Below are 19,081 nucleotides of genomic sequence, written 5' to 3'. Positions count from 1 at the left end.
TTTGGCGGAATGCGCGTTCGGGCGATTACTTGACGTTTTGGACGGCAAAGTAGCTCGCATGACAGGACAGACTAGCAACTTTGGAGCAGCCTTAGATGCCACAACAGACAAAATAGTTATGGCAAAAATCCTCTATGAAATGAACAAAAAAAAGTTTGCTCCAAAGCATGTTCTTGGCACTGTTGCGACACTAAACTTGATAAACGCCATAGCTACGGGAATTGCTAATTTACGTAGTGACGAGAAAGCTGAAACTCGACCGACTAAATCAGGAAAACTAGCCATGGCAGGAGAAACAGTTACTTTGATATCTTATATTGCCGCCCACATTGCCGAGCAAGACAAAAATCCAAAACTCGCCAAGATTCTACGCAAACTAGGAGCTGGAGCATTCGCCGCTTCACTTCCGTTCGCTGCGCACGCAACATGCACCTACATAAAGCGAGCAATCAACGGGAACGCGGAAAAAGAAAAACCACGCCAAATAGCAGATGTTAATCGCAGCCTCGGGTCAATGGCAATGCTCCGTCGCCTCAGTGGTCGCTCGTAATAATTCACTTTGCGGTTGTAGCCACATAGTGATTTGTTATAATATAAAGTTATGAAAAATCTCGTTATCGTCGAGTCACCAGCCAAAGCTAAAACCATCGAGAAATATCTCGGCAAGGATTTTCACGTCTTGTCCAGCGTGGGGCATATTCGCTCGATTGTTAAAAAGACGAAGGATGGAACGCCGCCGATTGACGTGGCTAACGATTTTTTCGCAATTTATGAAGTTGATCCTGAAAAAAAGAAAGTTATCACCGAGCTAAAGAAAAATGTCAAGGCAGTTGGCAAGGAAAATGTTTGGCTCGCAACCGATGAAGACCGCGAAGGAGAGGCTATTGCTTGGCATTTGTGCAAGGTACTGGATCTTCCTATTGAAACGACTAAGCGAATTGTTTTTCATGAGATCACCAAAGACGCCATAACCAATGCAATTAAGAATCCGCGAACCGTGGATATGAATTTGGTTCAGGCGCAACAAGCCAGGCAAATTCTTGACCGACTGGTTGGTTTTGAGCTCAGCCCAGTCGTCTGGCAGAAAGTTCCTGGCGGAAAGTCGGCTGGTCGCGTTCAGAGTCCGGCAGTGCGATTACTAGTCGAGCGCGAACGAGAAATTATGAAGTTTGAGGGCAATTCTCAGTTCAAAGTTACTGCCATTTTTATTCACGACAATCAAGAATTCAAGGCCGAGCTTAATCAAAAATTCGATACAGAAGAAGCGGCGAACGAGTTCTTAAATAGTCTGAAACCCGCCGAATTTATTGTTAGCGATATCTCAAAAACTCCTGGGACGCGCAATCCAGCGGCGCCATTTACCACGTCAACCTTGCAGCAGGAAGCCAACTCTAAGCTTGGCTTCAGCTCCAAAGCAACCATGGCTTCGGCGCAAAAATTATACCAAGACGGAAAAATCACCTATATGCGTACCGACTCGGTGAATTTGAGCGGTCAAGCCATCGCGGCGGCTACCGATTTTATCAAGCGTCTTTACGGTCCAGATTACTCAACGGTTCGCAAGTTTAAGACCAAATCCGCGTCCGCCCAAGAAGCTCACGAAGCCATTCGCCCGACGGACATCACTCTGGAAACCGCGTCTAATAATAGCTATGACCAGAAATTATACGACCTAATTCGACGCCGAACTTTAGCGTCGCAAATGTCGCCAGCGAAGCTAGAAAAGACAACTATTACAATCGATATCCAAGGTCAAATAACCCGCTCCAGTTTGAGGCAAAGGGCGAAGTCATTACGTTTGACGGATTTTTGCGCGTTTACGGTGGCAATAAAGATGAGCTTCTGCCGAAGTTACAGTCTGGCGATGAAGTCAATTCTCACGATATTACGGCTCGTCAAACATTTACACGACCGCCAGCTCGCTACACTGAAGGCTCGCTAGTTAAGAAGCTGGAGGAGCTTGGAATCGGTCGTCCATCCACATACGCCACAATTATCGACACTGTGCAGACTCGCGGCTACGTTGAAAAGGGTGACAGCGAAGGTCAGCCACGAGATGTAATTGTCCTGAACTATAACGGCGAGGAAGTTAGCCGAAGTATTGTCCAGGAAAAAACTGGCTCGACACGCGGCAAGCTTATTCCAACGCCAAGCGGCGAACTGATTGCCGATTTCCTGACGGACCATTTTACGCAAATTGTCGATTACGATTTTACCGCCAATGTTGAGACGGAATTTGACAAAATTGCTGGTGCTAATCTGGAAAAAAGCGCAATGCTGCACGGATTTTACACGCCTTTCCATAAATTAATTGAGCAATCTGGCGGGATTGACCGAAGTAAAGTCGGCGCTAATCGCGAAGTGGGAATTGACCCGAAGACGAATAAACCGATTATCGCGCGATTTGGGCGATTTGGTCCAATGTTGCAGCTTGGCGCAACTGACGATGACGATAAGCCTCGTTTTGCGCCGCTGCCAAAGGGCGCGAAGATTGAAACGGTAACCTTAGAGCAAGCACTGGAAATGTTCAAGTTACCACGCGTCGTCGGACAAACAGAGGACGGGCAAGATATTAAGGCGAATATTGGGCGATTCGGTCCATATATTCAAGTCGGCAAATTGTTCGTTTCCATTAAGCCAGAAGATCCTCACAGCATTACTTTAGAAAAGGCGCGTGAACTTTACGCCGCCAAATTAGAAGCCGAAGCCGCTAAGAATATCGCCGAATTTCCAGATGGAGTTAAGGTTCTCAATGGGCGATTCGGTCCGTACATCACCAACGGCACCAAAAATGTCAAAATCCCTAAAGACACGGATCCGAAAACTATTACTCACGAAAAAGCTCTGGAGCTATTAAGCGCCACAACAGCGAAACCAACTCGCAAACGCGTTGTTAAAAGCTAAAAAAAACATAGCAAGAAATTTTTTATACTATCCAATAATTCCGGATAATAAAAACTCTTCATATAATCTATTGCAAAAAACGTAAAATAAATGCTATAATTTATATCAGCAATTATGGCATTTATCTATTGACTTTTGTCAAATGCAATTGTATAATTAAAAACATATTTTCAATCAATATAACCTGTGGTGAGGCAGAGAGGATGTTTCTAGTAGCATGAGCGAGACAGCAAAAACCGAGCAAAGCGCCAAATTAAATTCTGTCGTCGATACTATTATTTCTAAGATTCCGCAAGAGCGCGAGAAGGAAATTATTTCTCGACGATTTGGTTTGTATGACCGAAAAGAAACGTTAGAGTTAATTGGCGATATGTTCGGCATTACTCGCGAGCGCGTTCGTCAGCTAGAAAAAGCAATTTTAACGCGTCTACGTGCAGCTGTCGCCGAGGGAGAACTTCCTTCGGTTATTGCTATGGAAAAAGAAATTACTTCGAGTTTGTCTGAGATGGGACGAGTTGCGCGCATGCAGGATTTGGCGTCACATTTCCTCGGTAAAGAAGCTACTGCAATTGACCGCGCTCGTGTGGCGTTCATTTCTGAGCTAGCAGAAAACATCACGATTGTTACAGAGAATGACGATTATTACCAAGCGGCAGCAATTGACACTCTCGGCAATGAAAAGCAAATTAGAGCACGAGTCGAAGAAGTTGTCAAAACAATCAAAAAGCACGGCGAACCCGTTACCGCGGAAGAATTGCACAAAAAATTGGACTATGAACATCCTTCAAACATTGCAGCCTTGGCTACCGTTAGTAAAAAATTGGCTAGCTTAAACGATCAGTGGGGACTAGCCAAATGGCCAGCCGTTAACCCAAAGAACATCCGCGATAAAATCTACGTTGTTCTGGACACCAACGGCTCACCGATGCATTTTTCCGACATCGCCAAAGGAATTCGGGATAGCGAATTTAACCGCCGAAGCGTCACGACGCAGGCAATTCACAATGAACTTATTAAAGACAAGCGCTTTGTTCTAATCGGTCGCGGTATTTACGCGCTTGCCAGCTGGGGCTACAGCCGCGGAACTGTAGCGGATATCATTACCGATATTTTGAAGAATTCCGAGACTCCGCTTCACCGCGATGAAATCGTTCGTCAAGTCCTCGACAAACGACAAGTCAAGGAAACCACTATTCTATTAAACCTTCAATCAAAGCCGCAATTCAAACGCGTCGCTAAAGCCACATACGTTTTTGAAGAAGCCGCTTAAGCTAAGTTGCAAACTTCTTTCAGAGGTGAGATAATTTACACATAATGCAGATTATTTCTTGGATCATCGGTACGTTATTACAATGGTATGTTTGGATGCCAATCGTGGCAGTCCTGATGTTTTTGACGTGGCGGAATTATCGAAAGATCGAAGATTTCACCCCAGTTGAGAGCGTACTTTTAGTTCTGGAAATCCCACGCACCAACGACAAGCAAGAACTTGCCGCCGAGCAGTTATTCGCTTCACTGCACGGAATTCTTCGCGACAATAAAGAATTGCGATTATCTGGCGGACACCAAGAGCACATCAGCTTTGAAATCGCCTCAGTCAATGGGCAAATTCGCTTTTACGTTTGGGTGCCAAAAACCCTGCAGAGTTTTGTCGAAGGACAGATTTATTCTCAATACCCAACCGTTCAAATTCACCAAGCCGACGAAGATTACACCGAGCACGAGCGCGACCACGAAGTTGCTTACTCGACAGAATTGACATTAACCACAGATGAATTTCTCCCGATTCGCACCTTCCAAAACTTCGAAGTTGACCCGCTGGCGGGCATTACAGGTACGCTGGCAAAATTGGAAACCACCGGTGAAGAATTGTGGATTCAGGTGCTAGTCAGACCAATCCCCGATGACTGGCAAAACGCCGCAGATCGATATATCAATAGCATAAGAAACGGACGGATGTTCTCCTTGCCAGGATTCGGCGGCAGTATGCAGTGGCTAATCGGCGTACTTGGCGCGTTGTGGCAACCGCCAGAGCAGGGAGTCGGTCAATCAGCCGCCGTTGAGCTGTCAGACCGCGATAAAACTCGCATTTCTGAAGCAGAAAAAAAGGCGACCAAGCTCGGCTATGAAGTAAAAATTCGCTTGGTTTATATGGGCGAAAGTCAGACAAACGCTAAGCTTCGCATGCAGGCGCTCGTCGGTACGTTTAAGCAGTTCAACTCAACAAATCTCAACGGATTTCGCGCCGTCAAGGGTGCGTTTGGTAAAGAATTTATTGATAAATATCGCAAGCGTTCGTTCATCGGCGACGGTTTTATCTTAAACATAGAAGAATTGGCGTCAGTTTTTCACTTGCCACACACCAACGTTGAAACGCCAAATATAGTTTGGGCAAGCTCCAAAACCGCAGAACCGCCATCCAAATTGCCAGTCTTAACCGGCGAAGACGTCAACGATGACCAAATTTCTGCCTTTGGCGTCACCAACTTCCGCGGCATCAGCCACCAATTCGGCATGTTGCGCTATGACCGCTCACGCCACGTTTACATAATCGGGCAAACGGGCGCCGGAAAAAGTGGACTATTAGAGCTCTTCGCCTTAAGCGACATTTTCCATAATCAAGGATATGCCATCATCGACCCGCACGGCGACTTCGCAATCAACAACATGAAATTTATCCCTGGCAGCCGATTGAACGACGTGATCTATTTCAACCCAGCCGACACCGCGTATCCTCTGGGATTCAACCCGCTGGAAGTCACGAACCCTAATCAAAAAACCAACATTTCGTCAGAGATCATCGGCGTTTTGAAGCGTATTTTCGGCGATTCGTGGGGACCGCGACTTGAATATATTTTGCGGTACACTATTTTGGCTTTGCTGGATCGACCAGAGGCGACGATGCTTGACATTACTCGCATGCTAACAGATAAGGAATTCCGAAAAGAAACGCTGACTTATTGCCAAGACACCGTGGTTTTGCAATTCTGGAATGTTGAATTTGCCAGCTGGAATGACAAGTTTGTCGCCGAGGCAATTGCGCCAGTCTTAAATAAAGTCGGGGCTTTCACCGCCAATCCAATCATCCGCAATATCATCGGGCAGCCGAAATCCACGTTCAATATTCGCCAGATTATGGACGAAGGAAAGATTCTAATTGTCAATCTGTCCAAGGGTCTTATCGGTGAAGATAATGCCGCCATCCTCGGTTCGTTTTTGGTCACGAAAATTCAGCTTGCCGCCATGTCTCGAAGCGACATTCCTGACGTCCGCGACCGCCGCCCATTCTATCTTTACGTCGACGAGTTCCAGAACTTCGCCACCGATTCGTTTGCAACTATTCTATCCGAGGCTCGAAAATATGGCCTTAATTTGACCGTTGCCAACCAGTACATTTCCCAGATGAGCGACACGGTTCGCGATGCGGTTTTCGGCAACGTCGGCACCATGATTTCTTTCCGAGTTTCTGCTGACGATGCACCGATTCTTGCCAAGCAATTCGAGCCAAACTTCGAGGCAATCGATCTACTTCAAATGCACAATCGTAATTTTGTTGTCAATATGGTTATCGGCGGCGAAAAAACTCCGGCGTTTTCTGCCCGCACATTGGAACTTCCACCAAGCCAAGCCGACAACACGCCGCACATTATTGAACATTCGCGTCGCATGTATTCGCGAAACAGGGAAGATGTCGAGAAGGAAATTGACGCCACAATAAAGCCTGTTCGCAATCAGAAAAAGCAGCCCAACAACTCACGCAGCCTGCAAACAACGCTCCAGCGGTCAATAGTCAACCGGACAAAGCAGCAACCCGCAGCAAACGATGGCGAAGTTGTTTTGCAAATTCGCGGCAATGATAATACCCTAAGCCTCACAGAAACTGCAGTTACGCCCAGTTAACCGCTACTCACCACGCCAAAAAGACGACGTCGCCGACGAAAAAAGAGCACTACCGCCGCCTAAAAACTATTCGTATATCGCCACTGACGCATATCGGAATTGTAAACGTCGGTGATTCGCGGAGAAACCAACGTAGAAGTCGGTCCAGATGGCACCGATATGGCGTTTTGTTTAGTCAGGAAGGTGAGCAATTTCTGGTTTTGATATCGTAGGTTTTTCGGCAATGGCTGGCTAGCCACGACCTCAGCTTGCGGCGCAGACATCACAAAACCCCACTCGCCAAATGACGGCACATTGACCGAAAACGCCGTCACATATCGCTCTGGATGAGATGATTTGACGGTGTTTGCCACCATATAAAAAGCATGCGGAGAGAAAAATGAAGACGTCGCTTGCGTCACCATAACCCCACGCTCCGTTAAAATATTACCAATTTGACGATATAATTGTTCGGAATACAACTTGGCTAATTTTTCATTCGACGGATCCACCAAATCAATCAGCACGACATCATATTTATCCTTGGTAGAGAAGGCGAATTGGAAAGCGTCTTGATTGACAATGGAAACGCGCGGATCGTGCAGAGAACGCTGATTTATATCGGTGAGAAGATGATTAGTTTTCGCCAGATTAGTCATCACCTCATCGATATCAACCAACGTAATATGCTCAACGCTGGGATATTTCAAAACGTCCCGAGCCAGCAAGCCATCGCCGCCGCCCATAATCAGCACGCGCTTCGGGTTGGCGACTGAAGACAGAGCGGAAGTGGACAGTGTTTCGTGATAACGCGCTTCGTCAAGACTGGAAAACTGTAAATTGCGATTCAAAAACAACCTAGTGTCATTTTTATATCTCGTCAGGACAATTTTCTGATACGGCGTCTGCTGCTGCCACATCACCGGATCTTTATACGTTCGCTTGTCGATTCCGTGCTCAATTTCCGTCGCATAAATGAAGAATCCCAAAAGCAACATTGTTGCAATAACGCTAATTGTCATCATAATTTTCGACGCTTTCATTTGCTTAAGAATCAGAACCGCAACGCCAATGTTCAGTGCCGCCACCAGATACGCGCTGCGCATTAAACCAAGATACGGAAGCATAACGAGCGGGAATAATAGCGACGCAATTAACGCCCCAAAATAATCGAGCGCTAAAATCTTACTAAATAATTTCACCGAAGATTTGCGCCCGAATTCCTGAAACATCTTCATTAAAAGCGGAATTTCTAGCCCGATACAAATACCAATTGCCAAACTTATGACGGCAAAAATTAGCCAATGCGAACGCGTAAAAACGAATCCCAAATACATCAGCATCACCGAATTTCCGCCAATTAGCCCCAGAATAATTTCGTTTGTTGCGAAGCTGGTCGCTGGATGGAGCTTGATGTAATTGACCAGCAGTGAGCCGATTCCCATGCCAAACAGCGTCACGCCCGTCGCCAAGCTGAAGCTCAAAATCGAATCGCCCACCAGATATGACGCAGCTGCGCCTAAAATCAGCTCGTAAATAATTCCGCCAATTGCTACTAAAATTGCCGCTGCAAATAAAGCAACTTGCTCCCGTTTTTTCGTACTTGATCGTGACATTATAACTCCTTTTATTTGCCAAGCCCGCCGCTACTGCCGCCGTAAACGCTGCGCGATCCGCTGTGACCTTCGCGCATTACTATTATTACTGTCGGAATTGTTGTCAAAGATGGATGCACGCAAACATAATAGTGGTGATTATTATGGCAATGACTATAATCGTCGTCCAGTCAATTGGCTTAATGGTTCTGCCGAACATTTTCTTCTGTTCTTTGTCGCTCAAGCTGAATCTTACGATAAGCGTCGTATTCGCGGTTATTATACTTCTCAATCGTGATCAACTGACGGTTTTTCGGCGCGCTAGTGTCCCTCAAAGTGGCGTACGCCATCAGTTCTTTCGGGAAAACTTGGTACGTGTTTTTGCCCTTGATATTCATAATTTCGCCAATTCCAACCTCGTCAACCACTACAACGTGATCCTTGCCGTCCTGTTCTAGAAACGGTGAATGATTGACCTTTTTTCAATTGCGTTGGGTCAATTGCCTGAGTAAAGCGAATCGGCTCGTACGGAGAGACGGTTGTTTGATCGCTGTGATCATATTCCACCCAGCTGTCATAATCGGCCAGCCCTGTAATCTCCCATTCTTCCCAGTAGTAAAATCGCTTGTCTTTCTTATCCCATTCGCGAAAAAGCAAACAGCCAACAACTCGTAAATTAGTTTTCTTTCCGGTCAATATTTGGTTGATTTTAAGTCGCGCCTTGGTTCGTTTCATATTACAATGTCATTTCTTTCATAATTATGTTTTTTGCGCCCAGCAGCTGTGCAGCCAACTCTTTTATTTGTTGCAATTTATCATCATCCAGCATTTTACAAGTTGTCATCGCTATATACGCCACGCCGCTTTCCGGCCACGTATGAATCGCGATGTGCGACTCCGACAAAAGCAGGGCGGCGCTGATTCCTTGCGGGGAAAATTGATGCGTTACTGATTCCAGATGATGTAAGCCAGCCGCCTCGGCAATGTCGCGCATTAGTTTTTGCAACCCATCTGCATCATCAAGCAGGGCAGAGTTAGATCCGCTCACCTTAACGGCGATAGATTGTATCCCAGATGTGTTCATATTAGTAATTATAGCACTATTTAACCACAGTAATATGCTACAATGAGTTCATGGAAACACTTATGTTTATAATAGCTGTAGTTATCGTAATTTTTATTATAGGGTTGGGAAAAATAAATGATAGAGGTTCAATTAAAAAATACACAAAGAGGGAATACAGATATACTAAAAAATCCTGTGTAATTACAGAAAATGAACTGTCATTCTACAAAACCCTGCAAGAAGCCGTAAGTGGATGTGTAATTATACCCCAAGCCCACTTAAGTATGTTCTTGGAGCACAGAATAAAAGGGCAGAGTTGGAATGGGGCGCTTAACAAGATAGATAGAAAATCAATAGACTTCTTAATCTGCACCAATGATATGTCTCCTCTTATAGCAGTAGAGCTTGACGACAGCACGCACAACCAGCCAAGGCGTAAAGAACGTGATAATTTCGTTAATTCAATCATCAGTGACGCAGGCATCCCCCTATTGCGCTTCAGAACTAACGAATGGAACAGTGATCTAATCAAGCAGAGAATTGCACAAGCTTTTCAAAAATAAGCTGATAAATAACAGAACAAAATACGAACTAATTATTTACGATTTTCAAGGAAGCGTCAAAGTAAATCCTAAACACGCGCCATAACAAATATCGCAATATAAAACCTACATACGGCTATAATAATCAATCACGCAAACGATCCATAAATCCGCCATAAAAGAACACATCAGATAGCCCAAGCAGGGTCCATCAGTAGACAGGACACAAGACAAGAAGAGTAGTTGCAGATTTATAAAATAGAATAAATTTGCACCAAAAAAGACGATAGAGTAATCATGTTTTAGATATAGTCCTAATGTCGCACAATGCACATTTTACGTAATAATAAATACACGACTAACTTGGGTATACACATGTGTCCATTGATGTAGCCACACTCTATAAATATTACAATTATTTGCCCAAAATAGTCAGGGGACTTCACTATCCATTCAGCATAGACCATGCTACACAACAAGCTAAATAAAACTCACCAACAAACACGAACTTAAAATATTCATTTACCTAAAAGCACCCGCCGCAAATGCCACATTGATATTTTTACATCACTGTATCATCCAATAAATATCACATACGGTTTGCTTATAAGTTTTCCACATACGCATTTTATATTATTTGACATTTTTATATTTTTATTGCCCTACTCCCCTAGCTTATCATTTTGCGATTATTTGACTTTTGCATATTTTTATATTGTTATATATATTTTCTACGCCATACAGAAATAGAACAAAAAGAGAACTTACTCTATCCAGAAGAGAAGTTGACCGCCCTACTTATAGAACGACCTCTGATCTACCCTGACGTCTATATACCCTGGCTTTGCGCCGTTATTATCCAAATAACTCAAAGTAGCTATCGCCTGTTTAACCTGAGCTTGAGCAGACCTATCTACCGTCATACGGATCTGAGTTTCCCTGCCCTCGACCTTAAACCAGACTTGGCGTACAGTATTAGCTGGCAGAATAACCTCTGAAACATTCATTTTATGTTGCGAAAATTCAGACACGGCTTGACCAAGGAAGCTCAAGAATTGACGATTGATAACTTCTTGACCACCTCTAGTCGGCAGGCCACTCTCATCACGAACAGCAACCGTAGGCGCGGCAAAATAATTCTGCTCAAAAGTAACACCGCTATCATCAACAAAATAAATCTTATCCCCGGAAGACCACTGAGCCACCGGCTGCCTAAACGTCAACTTAACGGCTGATCGCGCTAGAAAATCTCCCTCCACGCGAATGTTTTTTACCTCAGGAGCTTTCTGTAAAAAGAATTGCTTTAGGTCATTATTATTGAGGAAAAACCGAAACCTCTCCGCTGGATGAGCGCTGTAATATTCATTAAGAACGCTCACGTATTTATTAGCGTTGCTGGAACTTTTTGCGTCGGGAGTTTGGATTGAAATATTGATTGTCAATTGAAACAAAAGGAATATCACAACAAGCAGACTTACCGCAGTCGCAAACATTTTTCGCATTACACGGCGACGTTTTTTCACCAATTCGTGCGTCTCGAGTCTCTCAGAAGTCTCCAAAGGAGAGGATGTTTGGCGGCTATTAAGCGTCCTGTTCCGACGATACGATTGGGCGGGCAAATCATCGTAATTCTCAGTTCGACGACGCGCCGCGATTTCTCGACGACTTAGATTCTCGTCCGATTTTTTCTTAGAGAAGGGGAATTTCACTTTCGCCTACCCTGCCTTCGCACCGTAGTAAGAATAATCTTCGCCATATCTTTAGCCGCGTTTGGCTTGGCAAATTTACCAAAGTTATCGCCCAGACCTTTAAGAATTTTCTGAGATTTTAATACGCCAATTATTTTTCGTGCCAAGATTTGATTGTCCTTATCTAGTTCGTCTTCTGAAACTATCAACGCCGCCAATGCGTCCTGGTACACTTTGGCGTTTTTTAGTTGATGCCCGCCTGTCAGATGGCCGTTAGGGATGATCATTGTCGGTTTATGTAGCGCGGCCAATTCCAGAAGGGTAGTCGCCCCTGCCCTGGTTACGGCTATATCTGCTGCTGCCAAAACTTCCGCCATTCCGTTGTGGATAAAGGCTTGCAGTCGCCATCCTTCTGCCGTTCGTCGGTTTGTTTGAGAATTTCTTCGTATTGCTGGTTTCCCGATATTAAAAATACCGAAGCCTCCCGGCTAAGTAGATTTTCCCTGATTGCTACAATTGCGGAGTTAATTCGGCCTAGCTCCGAGTCTGCCGCCAGTAATAACGACTTTAGCGGTTTGTTGATGTTAAAGCCTAATTTTTCTTTCAATTTTTTTTCCTCTCAGCCTCAGAATATTGATGGAATTCTGGCGCTACTGGTATGCCAACATATGACGCTTTTTCTGGTGGATAATTGTAATATTCGAGGGGCGCGCCCGTGCCGATAGCTTTTGCGAATGGACTCAGCAAGCGATTCGTTAACCCTGGATGCGCGTCAGAATCGTGCAGGACTAACGGGATTCTTAATAGCCTCGCGGCATAGCCTACTGGCAAACAGACGTATCCGCCTTTTATGAAAATAACATCTGGCCGCCAGTTTATTAGGTTAAATAAGCTCTGGAAAAATCCGACCACTACCTTAAATCCGTCGCGCAGATTTGGTAGTAATATTGATGGTTGTAGATGGAGATGAGATGCTTTTTCCGTGATATCGTCGTAGTTTTCCAGCAATAATCAACTCGACTGGAATATTGTCTTCGAATTTAGCAAAAATCCCGCGTGCGCTGGCGCCAAATTTTTTATCGCACCAAAAACGAAGCTCGTGATCGCCAGTTTTCTGTAATTCTCTAAATACGGCTACCACTGGCGTAACGTGTCCGCCTGAGCCGCCGCCGACCGCTAAGATCTTGGCCACTTTCACCCTCCTCTAATGCTTTATGTGACGTATATTTGGAAATTTGGAAAACTAAACCGAGCGCTGCCGCAATAAACAACATGTTTGTACCGCCATAACTTAATAATGGCAATGGGATTCCAGTAAGCGGCGCCAACCCTGTCATTGCAGCAATATTCAATATCACGTGAGAAGCAATCCAGCCAAAAATTCCCGCCACAATTAGCCGCAACGTCACGTTTGGAAGCCTCGCGGCTACGTGCAAAATTGACAAGAGTAGCGCCGTAAACAGCGCCAATATAGCCATTAAGCCAACAAAGCCAAACGTTTCTCCCATGACGGCAAAAATTGAGTCGTTAGTCGCCTCTGGAAGATATCCTGTCGCCTGAACGCTTTTACCAATTCCAAGCCCCAGAAGCCCGCCAGAACCAATCGCAATCCTGGCCTGCTGAATGTGATAATTCTTGTTCTCCTGACTGCTCGTCCCTTTGTGACTATCGCCCTGCACGAAAGTCATCACGCGCTCAATTCGGTGCGGCGATGTAAAAATCATCACCAAACCACAAAGTGCAACAATCGCCAGAATCTTCTTGAAAATCTTCCAATCAATTCCAGCCACCAAAATCATTGATAAGATAATCGCTATCAACGAAATTCCCGTTCCCAAGTCTTTTTGCAAAAACACAATCATCAGCAGCGACAATCCGGAAATAATGCCCAGCGGAATGATAGTTTCTTGGATGTCGTTTAATTTTCCCTGTTGCGAGCGCCGCCCTAAAAATCCCGCCAAAAACAATAGCACGCCATATTTGAGCAATTCTGACGGCTGAAAACTTCCCAATACGCCCAATTGGAACCATCGATACGCACCGTTAGTTTCTTGCGCAAATGACAAATGAAGTACTGCGCCCGAGAGAAATAGTAAAATGCATAGCGCAAATCCAGCGTAGAGAATGTATTTTGATCTCTCGCCAATAAACCATTTGTACGGCGTAAAGTAAAACGCAGAAAAAGCTACGATGGCAATAAATACGCTCGTCAGCTGCTTGCCAAAGAAATACGTATCGCTATAATTCGTGCCGTAAGCATAATTCATCACGTTGGCGCGTTGCGGCCCCAGCGCATACATAACAATCAGCCCAAGTAGCAACAAAAGCCCCATATAAAGCACAATCTGGTACATCGGCCGATGACTTCGAACCGGCTGAGCGATAGATTGACGATTTTTGGCGACCGAATTACGCAATATGACCTCCAGCAAGCGCCAGCATCACGCCGATAAACGCCATCACGCAGCCAATAACCCAAAAGCGCATCGTCACTTTAGTTTCTGGCCAACCAATCGCCTCCAAGTGATGATGAATCGGCGCAGATAAGAAAATCTTTCTCTTAAACAGCTTCTTGCTGACGATTTGAGTCAAGCTCGATCCCGCCTCAATTACAAATAGTAAGCCAATCACAGGAAGTAACAGTAACGAGTCGGTCAGCATTGCCACAACACCCAAACACGCGCCATAAGCAAAACTTCCAACGTCACCCATGAAGAATCGAGCTGGATAAATATTGAACCACAAATAGCTCAAGAGCACTCCGACAACCGTAAAGCAGAATCCCGCCAATATAACATGTTGTTGCAATAAAGCAATCACACCAAACGCCCCAAAGCTAATACCGAGCAGCCCGCCTGCCAGACCGTCCATTCCGTCAGAAATATTAACAGCGTTACCGGTAGCCACCACCGCAAATGCAAACAACGGAACTATCAACCAGCCAATATTCACCTCGCCCACAAACGGCACATGGAAACTCGCCACGCCCAGTTTGGCAAAGAAAAACCAACCAAGCACCACGCCAATCAACGTAATCAGCGCAAACTTCACTGGACTACGAAGTCCCGCCGCGCCGCCGCCCAAACCACGCAGATTGATGATATCGTCAATTAGCCCAACAATTCCGCCGCCAACCAACGCCGCCAGAGGAAGCCAGGTCTGCGCTCGGTCTAAATTGAAGAAAATCGTCACCACAAAGATTGAAATTACGCCAATCACTCCAGCCATCGTCGGGATGTTTCGCCGCAATTTTGCCGCTTGGAATTTGGCAAAAACCTTTAGCTTTTTCCCGTCAGTGCTTTCCGACCTTTGGCGCTTCCAGAAGCGATATCGATAAGCGAAAAACGTATAAATTGGCGTTAAAAACATCGCTAGTAAAAACGCGCCGACGCTCAGTAAAAACACGTGCGTCAATTCATTGGTCATTGTTTGTAAAGCTATTCCCATATTTATTCCTTTGGTGCTATTTTCATATAATCAATCATCCAATTGGATATATCTGTAAAAATTGGTCCAGCGTGAAGATTTCCTTGCAAATTAATCCCCTTGCCTGGAGCCGCTACACGTACCATTATGACATATTCGGCGCCATTTTTTCCACCACCATAACCAATATATGTAGCAATCGTTTCTTTTTGAGTGTAAGCGCCATTAACCACCGCTTCAGAAGTACCAGTTTTTCCGCCAATTTCATAGCCAGATTTGTCACTCTTTGACAGGAATGAAGATCGGCGCGCCGTCGTTAGCATCGTTCGCATCTGCGATGACGTGCCGCCGCTTACGGTTTGGCGAATAACTTTATTTTCCGACGATTTCAGATTGCCAGATTCGTCAATTGTACCAACGAGAATGGTTGGTTTGTAATATTGACCGCCGTTAACTAGCGACGAAAATCCAGCCGCGACTTGAACCATAGTCAAGTTCATACTCTGACCGTAAGTCATAGCCGAATAACGAACCTCATTTCCTTCAGCACTATCCGGCGGATAAATATAGCCCGAAGCCTCGCCCAGCTCAATTCCAGTTTTAGCGCCAAAACCAAATTTATCGTGATAATATTCATACAAAGTCTGACGAGCCGGCAAATTAATCTGCGAGCCATTTCCTAATTTTCGAATCGCGGTAATCGTGCCGACGTTGAGCGAATTGTTGAATGCGCCTTGAATCGTCATTGTTCCGCCTAAACCTCTCAAGGCATTACACATCGTGCGGTCGGCGACTTTTATACAATCGGTATTATTATATGTGCTGGACGGTGTAATGATGCCCTTGGTCAATTGCCGTAGCGAAACTAAAGGACTTGATAATCGAACCCGGCTCAAATGGCACCATGGATGCGCTTATCTATAAACACCGACCCGTTTTTCTGCTTGGCAAAATCCGGGGTATTATAAGTCGGGTAATTCGCCATTGCCAGAACCTGACCGTTTTTCGGATTCATAACAATCACGCTTCCTTCTGGTGGCGCCAGCTGCTTCGACTCCCTTTTTCAGTGCCAATTCAGTCTGGCTTTGAACTGTTCCTATCCACCGTCAGCGCCAAGTTGTCACCAGATTTTGCCTTGATTCCTGCATATTATTTTTTCCAACCGTCAGTTGTATATTCCTCACGTCAGTTACAGATTGCAATAGTCCGTCCCGACCCTTAAGCTGCTTATTCAAAGAGCCTTCGACGCCATATTGACCTTCGCCAGCCGCATTCACAAATCCAAGTACGTGCGCACCCAGTTCTCCCTCAGGATAATTTCGAATAGAGCTTTGTTGATACAAAACGCCAGCAAAGTTTTTCTTTTTCAATTTTTCCGCTTGAGTTCTGGTGATATTCTTCGCCAAAACTTCATAGCGTGACTTTTTATTATTAAGCCTTTCAGATACATTTTCCGTCATTTCACCGCCAGCAATTTCCCTCAAACTATCAACAAGCTGACTCCGCTCTTTATCGTCAATCGACTGCGGGTCCGCAATCACCGTATAGACCGCCTGATTAAGCACCACAGGAACTGGCGTTTTCCCGTCCATCATGTAAATTTTCCCGCGCTCCGCAGGAATGATAAACTGACGCTGCTGACTCGCCCGCGCCAACTCCGTATATTTGCCATATTGCAAAATCTGCAATTGAAATAATCGCAACACAAAAGCCGCCATCACTACTAGTAAAGCGATGGCCAACCAACCAGTTCTTGAACGAATAAGCCGCTGCATATTGCTTATCTTATTATATCACTATTGAGCGTAATGCGTTTCAGTTGTCGTCATAGCTGAAGCGACATTGCTATTCTTCACCTTCTCTAACGCCGTCAGACGTGCATTCTGCACTTCCAATTCTGACTTTTTTGCGCTTAGTTCGGTGATTTTTGTATCCAGACTCTGAGCTTCATAGCCGTAAGCCGTAAGTCTGGTTGCCTGAGTAAGATAAATCAAGCCCAGTACTGTAATCATCAATGCAACTAGCACTGTATGAGCAACAGGACCAAGTTTGACCTGAGACTGAAAACGTGTAGAATTCTGATTTCGGCGCAATTGACCGTGTGAACGTCGTGAAGTAAATGTGGTGGTGTTTGTCATTTGTCTCTATCTTTTATGTTTATATTTGTATTTAGCATAACAAACCAGCCCGCCCGTTAAAGACAGGCTGGTTTTCTAAGTATATTCCGGAATACGCTTTAGTTTAGCCGCGGCGTACTGAAACAGTCTCTGCCTTGTCTGTATTCTGGAATTCTACTTTGATGTGGATTGGCATAATAGCCTCCTTCTTTTTGTTTTATTTTTTCACGGCGTATCGAAATTTTGCACTTCGACTACGCGGATTGTGAACATCTTCAGTTCCAGACACCGGTTTTTTCTCTGGAACAATCAGCTCGGCCTCATAGCCAGCCGTTGCTTGCTCCGAAAAGTAACGCTTGATCAATCTATCTTCCAAGCTATGAAAACTAATTATTCCTACTCGCCCGCCCTTATTAAGTAAGCGTGGCAAAAGTGGCAATAGTTCTTCAATCAGCTTAAGTTCGCGATTGACTTCAATGCGTAGCGCCTGAAAGGTACGAGTCGCAGGATGATGCTTCATACTACCGCGACCAACGGTTTGCTTGATCAGATCAGCCAGCTCAGTCGTTCCCTGAATTGGTCGAGCTTTTACAATTGCCTGCGCAATTCGCCTTGCTCGCCCGGGATTTTCTTCGCCGTAACGAATAATCAGCTGCGTCAAATCATCAACCGAATACGAATTGACAATATCTGCCGCTGTAATTTCCGTCCGATTGTCCATCCGCATATCTAGCGGACCGTCAAATCTGAACGAAAAACCTCTCTCTGCTCTGTCAAGCTGTGGTGACGACACCCCCAAATCAGCCAAAATCACGTCAAACTTACGCCCCTGCTTGACCAAATCTTGCGCTGCGCTCACAAAATCTTTGTGAATTAAAGTTACGCCTTTTTCAGCCAAATCGCCCAATGTCTTAATCGCGTTTTCGTCACGATCTACTAACACTGAGTCCAAGTAATTATCCGTCCTATTTAAGAATGCCCTGGCATGGCCGCCATAGCCAGCCGTCAAGTCGAGATACGACTCGCCTTCGACTGGCTGCAGCTTGCTAAGGGTTATCTCCAAAAGTACGGGAACATGCATCGGTTCGCCCGTCTGAGACTCTTCCGACTGTGGTGGATGTTCTTTAATACTCATCATTATTCCATTATACAGAAATAATGCTCGAGATCACCTAACTGGATATTTAATTCTGGCTTTTTTGTATTTGTGTTTTGTTTGTTTTTGTTGTCTTAGAGTGGAAATTTGTTGATTGTCAGTAACAACCATGTTTTCCAAAGAGACTTATGTGTGAGGTGGAGTTTTTTTGGGAGGTGTTTGAGGAAGGTGCGTTGCCGTTTTTAATGTGGAGCAAATTGCCACATGCCATTTTCAAATACCCAGATAGTTGATCTCGAGAGGTTTTAATTGTTAAAGTGCTTAGCTAATCTACTATTCCGCATTCTCGGCCGCTATTAGCCGAAAATATTCCCCTGCTCGCACAGCAACGACTTCTCTGTCAATTCCAGCGTAGTCGAGCAAATGCTGCTCAATCGTCACTCGTCCTTGTTTTTGGTCGAGCGCCGATGCGGTTTTACCTCGTCGGAATTTAACGTTCAGGTCGGCAACTCGCTCATCCAGAATACTTCCTGTTAGAGCGCTTTCCACTTCCCGATCCCAGATTTGCTGTGGATACAAGTGGAGATATTTACCAAACCCGCGAGTTAGCACGACGCCTGATGCAAATTCTGCCCTGAGTTCAGCCGGAATTGTCAAGCGTCGCTTGTCGTCCAACTTACGCTCAAAGTAATCTGTCTGCACGTCGTCCTTCCTTCGTGGTAGATTAGTTGTTTTTTACAGTGGATGTTTGTTTTTGTTGGTGATTTT

Annotated in this window: 23 protein-coding genes; 6 read left to right on the top strand and 17 right to left on the bottom strand. The window is 45.1% G+C overall.

What is annotated here, in order from left to right:
• Position 1: 1 nt before the first annotated feature.
• From KOY49_RS01660 to KOY49_RS01645, 5 genes are all read left to right on the top strand, one after another.
• Complete coding sequence (locus tag KOY49_RS01660) at positions 2-550, top strand: CDP-alcohol phosphatidyltransferase family protein (RefSeq protein ID WP_232736443.1); 549 nt, start codon at positions 2-4, stop codon at positions 548-550.
• A gap of 51 nt (positions 551-601) precedes the next feature.
• The gene (gene topA / locus KOY49_RS05215; RefSeq protein ID WP_376787531.1) at positions 602-1,942 is read left to right on the top strand and encodes a type I DNA topoisomerase; all 1,341 of its coding nucleotides are present in this window, start codon (positions 602-604) and stop codon (positions 1,940-1,942) included.
• Entirely contained in the window at positions 1,843-2,904 is a 1,062-nt protein-coding gene (locus KOY49_RS05210; RefSeq protein WP_376787538.1) for a topoisomerase C-terminal repeat-containing protein, read from the top strand. The genes topA and KOY49_RS05210 overlap by 100 nt, the downstream gene beginning before the upstream one ends.
• 217 nt (positions 2,905-3,121) lie before the next feature.
• Positions 3,122-4,174 carry a sigma factor-like helix-turn-helix DNA-binding protein gene (locus tag KOY49_RS01650; RefSeq protein ID WP_129632578.1) on the top strand — a complete coding sequence of 351 codons (1,053 nt, stop codon included), beginning with the start codon at positions 3,122-3,124 and terminating at the stop codon, positions 4,172-4,174.
• Positions 4,175-4,218: 44 nt separating this feature from the next.
• Positions 4,219-6,804 carry a type IV secretory system conjugative DNA transfer family protein gene (locus KOY49_RS01645; RefSeq protein ID WP_232736442.1) on the top strand — a complete coding sequence of 862 codons (2,586 nt, stop codon included), beginning with the start codon at positions 4,219-4,221 and terminating at the stop codon, positions 6,802-6,804.
• 59 nt (positions 6,805-6,863) lie between these two features.
• Here the strand turns inward: KOY49_RS01645 and KOY49_RS01640 are convergent, their stop codons facing one another.
• From KOY49_RS01640 to speD, 4 genes are all read right to left on the bottom strand, one after another.
• Positions 6,864-8,399 (bottom strand): polyamine aminopropyltransferase, encoded by a 1,536-nt coding sequence (locus tag KOY49_RS01640; protein WP_232736441.1) that lies wholly within the window; start codon positions 8,397-8,399, stop codon positions 6,864-6,866.
• Positions 8,400-8,578: 179 nt separating this feature from the next.
• Positions 8,579-8,806 (bottom strand): hypothetical protein, encoded by a 228-nt coding sequence (locus KOY49_RS01635; protein ID WP_232736440.1) that lies wholly within the window; start codon positions 8,804-8,806, stop codon positions 8,579-8,581.
• Entirely contained in the window at positions 8,799-9,113 is a 315-nt protein-coding gene (locus tag KOY49_RS01630) for a hypothetical protein (protein WP_232736439.1), read from the bottom strand. The genes KOY49_RS01635 and KOY49_RS01630 overlap by 8 nt, the downstream gene beginning before the upstream one ends.
• A gap of 1 nt (position 9,114) precedes the next feature.
• Positions 9,115-9,462: an adenosylmethionine decarboxylase gene (gene speD, locus KOY49_RS01625; RefSeq protein ID WP_232736438.1), complete on the bottom strand. Its 348-nt coding sequence runs from the start codon at positions 9,460-9,462 to the stop codon at positions 9,115-9,117.
• A gap of 50 nt (positions 9,463-9,512) precedes the next feature.
• On the opposite strand from speD, the gene KOY49_RS01620 reads away from it, so the two are divergent.
• Positions 9,513-10,007, top strand: coding sequence for a DUF2726 domain-containing protein (locus tag KOY49_RS01620; RefSeq protein WP_052198795.1), 495 nt, complete (start codon positions 9,513-9,515; stop codon positions 10,005-10,007).
• A gap of 773 nt (positions 10,008-10,780) precedes the next feature.
• Here KOY49_RS01620 and KOY49_RS01615 read toward each other — a convergent pair.
• The 13 genes from KOY49_RS01615 to KOY49_RS01565 form a co-directional block, all read right to left on the bottom strand.
• On the bottom strand, positions 10,781-11,695 hold the full coding sequence (locus tag KOY49_RS01615) for a cell division protein FtsQ/DivIB (RefSeq protein WP_232736437.1): 915 nt from the start codon (positions 11,693-11,695) through the stop codon (positions 10,781-10,783).
• Positions 11,692-12,051: a glycosyltransferase gene (locus KOY49_RS01610; RefSeq protein ID WP_232736436.1), complete on the bottom strand. Its 360-nt coding sequence runs from the start codon at positions 12,049-12,051 to the stop codon at positions 11,692-11,694. Before KOY49_RS01610 ends, KOY49_RS01615 begins: the two co-directional genes overlap by 4 nt.
• Positions 12,021-12,281, bottom strand: coding sequence for a hypothetical protein (locus KOY49_RS01605; protein WP_232736435.1), 261 nt, complete (start codon positions 12,279-12,281; stop codon positions 12,021-12,023). Before KOY49_RS01605 ends, KOY49_RS01610 begins: the two co-directional genes overlap by 31 nt.
• Positions 12,278-12,586, bottom strand: a complete 309-nt coding sequence (locus tag KOY49_RS04925) for a glycosyltransferase (protein WP_269802174.1) — start codon at positions 12,584-12,586, stop codon at positions 12,278-12,280. Before KOY49_RS04925 ends, KOY49_RS01605 begins: the two co-directional genes overlap by 4 nt.
• Before the next feature lie 4 nt (positions 12,587-12,590).
• Entirely contained in the window at positions 12,591-12,815 is a 225-nt protein-coding gene (locus KOY49_RS04920; protein WP_269802173.1) for a hypothetical protein, read from the bottom strand.
• Entirely contained in the window at positions 12,799-14,091 is a 1,293-nt protein-coding gene (locus KOY49_RS01595; RefSeq protein ID WP_232736434.1) for an FtsW/RodA/SpoVE family cell cycle protein, read from the bottom strand. The genes KOY49_RS04920 and KOY49_RS01595 overlap by 17 nt, the downstream gene beginning before the upstream one ends.
• Complete coding sequence (locus KOY49_RS01590; RefSeq protein WP_129632551.1) at positions 14,084-15,121, bottom strand: phospho-N-acetylmuramoyl-pentapeptide-transferase; 1,038 nt, start codon at positions 15,119-15,121, stop codon at positions 14,084-14,086. Before KOY49_RS01590 ends, KOY49_RS01595 begins: the two co-directional genes overlap by 8 nt.
• A gap of 2 nt (positions 15,122-15,123) precedes the next feature.
• Positions 15,124-15,951, bottom strand: a complete 828-nt coding sequence (locus KOY49_RS01585) for a penicillin-binding transpeptidase domain-containing protein (RefSeq protein ID WP_269802172.1) — start codon at positions 15,949-15,951, stop codon at positions 15,124-15,126.
• 41 nt (positions 15,952-15,992) lie between these two features.
• Positions 15,993-16,115 carry a hypothetical protein gene (locus KOY49_RS04915; protein ID WP_269802171.1) on the bottom strand — a complete coding sequence of 41 codons (123 nt, stop codon included), beginning with the start codon at positions 16,113-16,115 and terminating at the stop codon, positions 15,993-15,995.
• 91 nt (positions 16,116-16,206) lie between these two features.
• Complete coding sequence (locus KOY49_RS01580) at positions 16,207-16,875, bottom strand: penicillin-binding protein 2 (RefSeq protein WP_232736433.1); 669 nt, start codon at positions 16,873-16,875, stop codon at positions 16,207-16,209.
• 21 nt (positions 16,876-16,896) lie between these two features.
• A complete protein-coding gene (locus tag KOY49_RS01575; protein WP_129634729.1) occupies positions 16,897-17,238 on the bottom strand; it encodes a hypothetical protein in 342 nt (113 codons plus the stop codon).
• A gap of 196 nt (positions 17,239-17,434) precedes the next feature.
• Positions 17,435-18,355, bottom strand: coding sequence for a 16S rRNA (cytosine(1402)-N(4))-methyltransferase RsmH (gene rsmH / locus KOY49_RS01570; protein ID WP_232736432.1), 921 nt, complete (start codon positions 18,353-18,355; stop codon positions 17,435-17,437).
• A 291-nt stretch (positions 18,356-18,646) separates the two neighbouring features.
• Positions 18,647-19,015: a division/cell wall cluster transcriptional repressor MraZ gene (locus KOY49_RS01565; protein WP_052198792.1), complete on the bottom strand. Its 369-nt coding sequence runs from the start codon at positions 19,013-19,015 to the stop codon at positions 18,647-18,649.
• Positions 19,016-19,081 lie beyond the last annotated feature (66 nt).

The sequence above is a fragment of the Candidatus Minimicrobia vallesae genome (assembly GCF_018866205.1).
GTDB classification, from domain to species: Bacteria; Patescibacteriota; Saccharimonadia; order Saccharimonadales; family Saccharimonadaceae; genus Nanosynbacter; species Nanosynbacter vallesae.
This window is presented reverse-complemented; position numbering and strand designations above follow the sequence as displayed.

Coding starts and splice junctions, on each gene's coding strand:
- topA (WP_376787531.1), top strand. CDS start 602: ATGAAAAATCTCGTTATCGTCGAGTCACCAGCCAAAGCTAAAACCATC.
- KOY49_RS01650 (WP_129632578.1), top strand. CDS start 3,122: ATGAGCGAGACAGCAAAAACCGAGCAAAGCGCCAAATTAAATTCTGTC.
- KOY49_RS01645 (WP_232736442.1), top strand. CDS start 4,219: ATGCAGATTATTTCTTGGATCATCGGTACGTTATTACAATGGTATGTT.
- KOY49_RS01640 (WP_232736441.1), bottom strand. CDS start 8,399: ATGTCACGATCAAGTACGAAAAAACGGGAGCAAGTTGCTTTATTTGCA.
- KOY49_RS01630 (WP_232736439.1), bottom strand. CDS start 9,113: ATGAAACGAACCAAGGCGCGACTTAAAATCAACCAAATATTGACCGGA.
- speD (WP_232736438.1), bottom strand. CDS start 9,462: ATGAACACATCTGGGATACAATCTATCGCCGTTAAGGTGAGCGGATCT.
- KOY49_RS01620 (WP_052198795.1), top strand. CDS start 9,513: ATGGAAACACTTATGTTTATAATAGCTGTAGTTATCGTAATTTTTATT.
- KOY49_RS01610 (WP_232736436.1), bottom strand. CDS start 12,051: ATGGCGGAAGTTTTGGCAGCAGCAGATATAGCCGTAACCAGGGCAGGG.
- KOY49_RS01590 (WP_129632551.1), bottom strand. CDS start 15,121: ATGGGAATAGCTTTACAAACAATGACCAATGAATTGACGCACGTGTTT.
- KOY49_RS04915 (WP_269802171.1), bottom strand. CDS start 16,115: ATGAATCCGAAAAACGGTCAGGTTCTGGCAATGGCGAATTACCCGACT.
- KOY49_RS01580 (WP_232736433.1), bottom strand. CDS start 16,875: ATGCAGCGGCTTATTCGTTCAAGAACTGGTTGGTTGGCCATCGCTTTA.
- KOY49_RS01575 (WP_129634729.1), bottom strand. CDS start 17,238: ATGACAAACACCACCACATTTACTTCACGACGTTCACACGGTCAATTG.
- rsmH (WP_232736432.1), bottom strand. CDS start 18,355: ATGATGAGTATTAAAGAACATCCACCACAGTCGGAAGAGTCTCAGACG.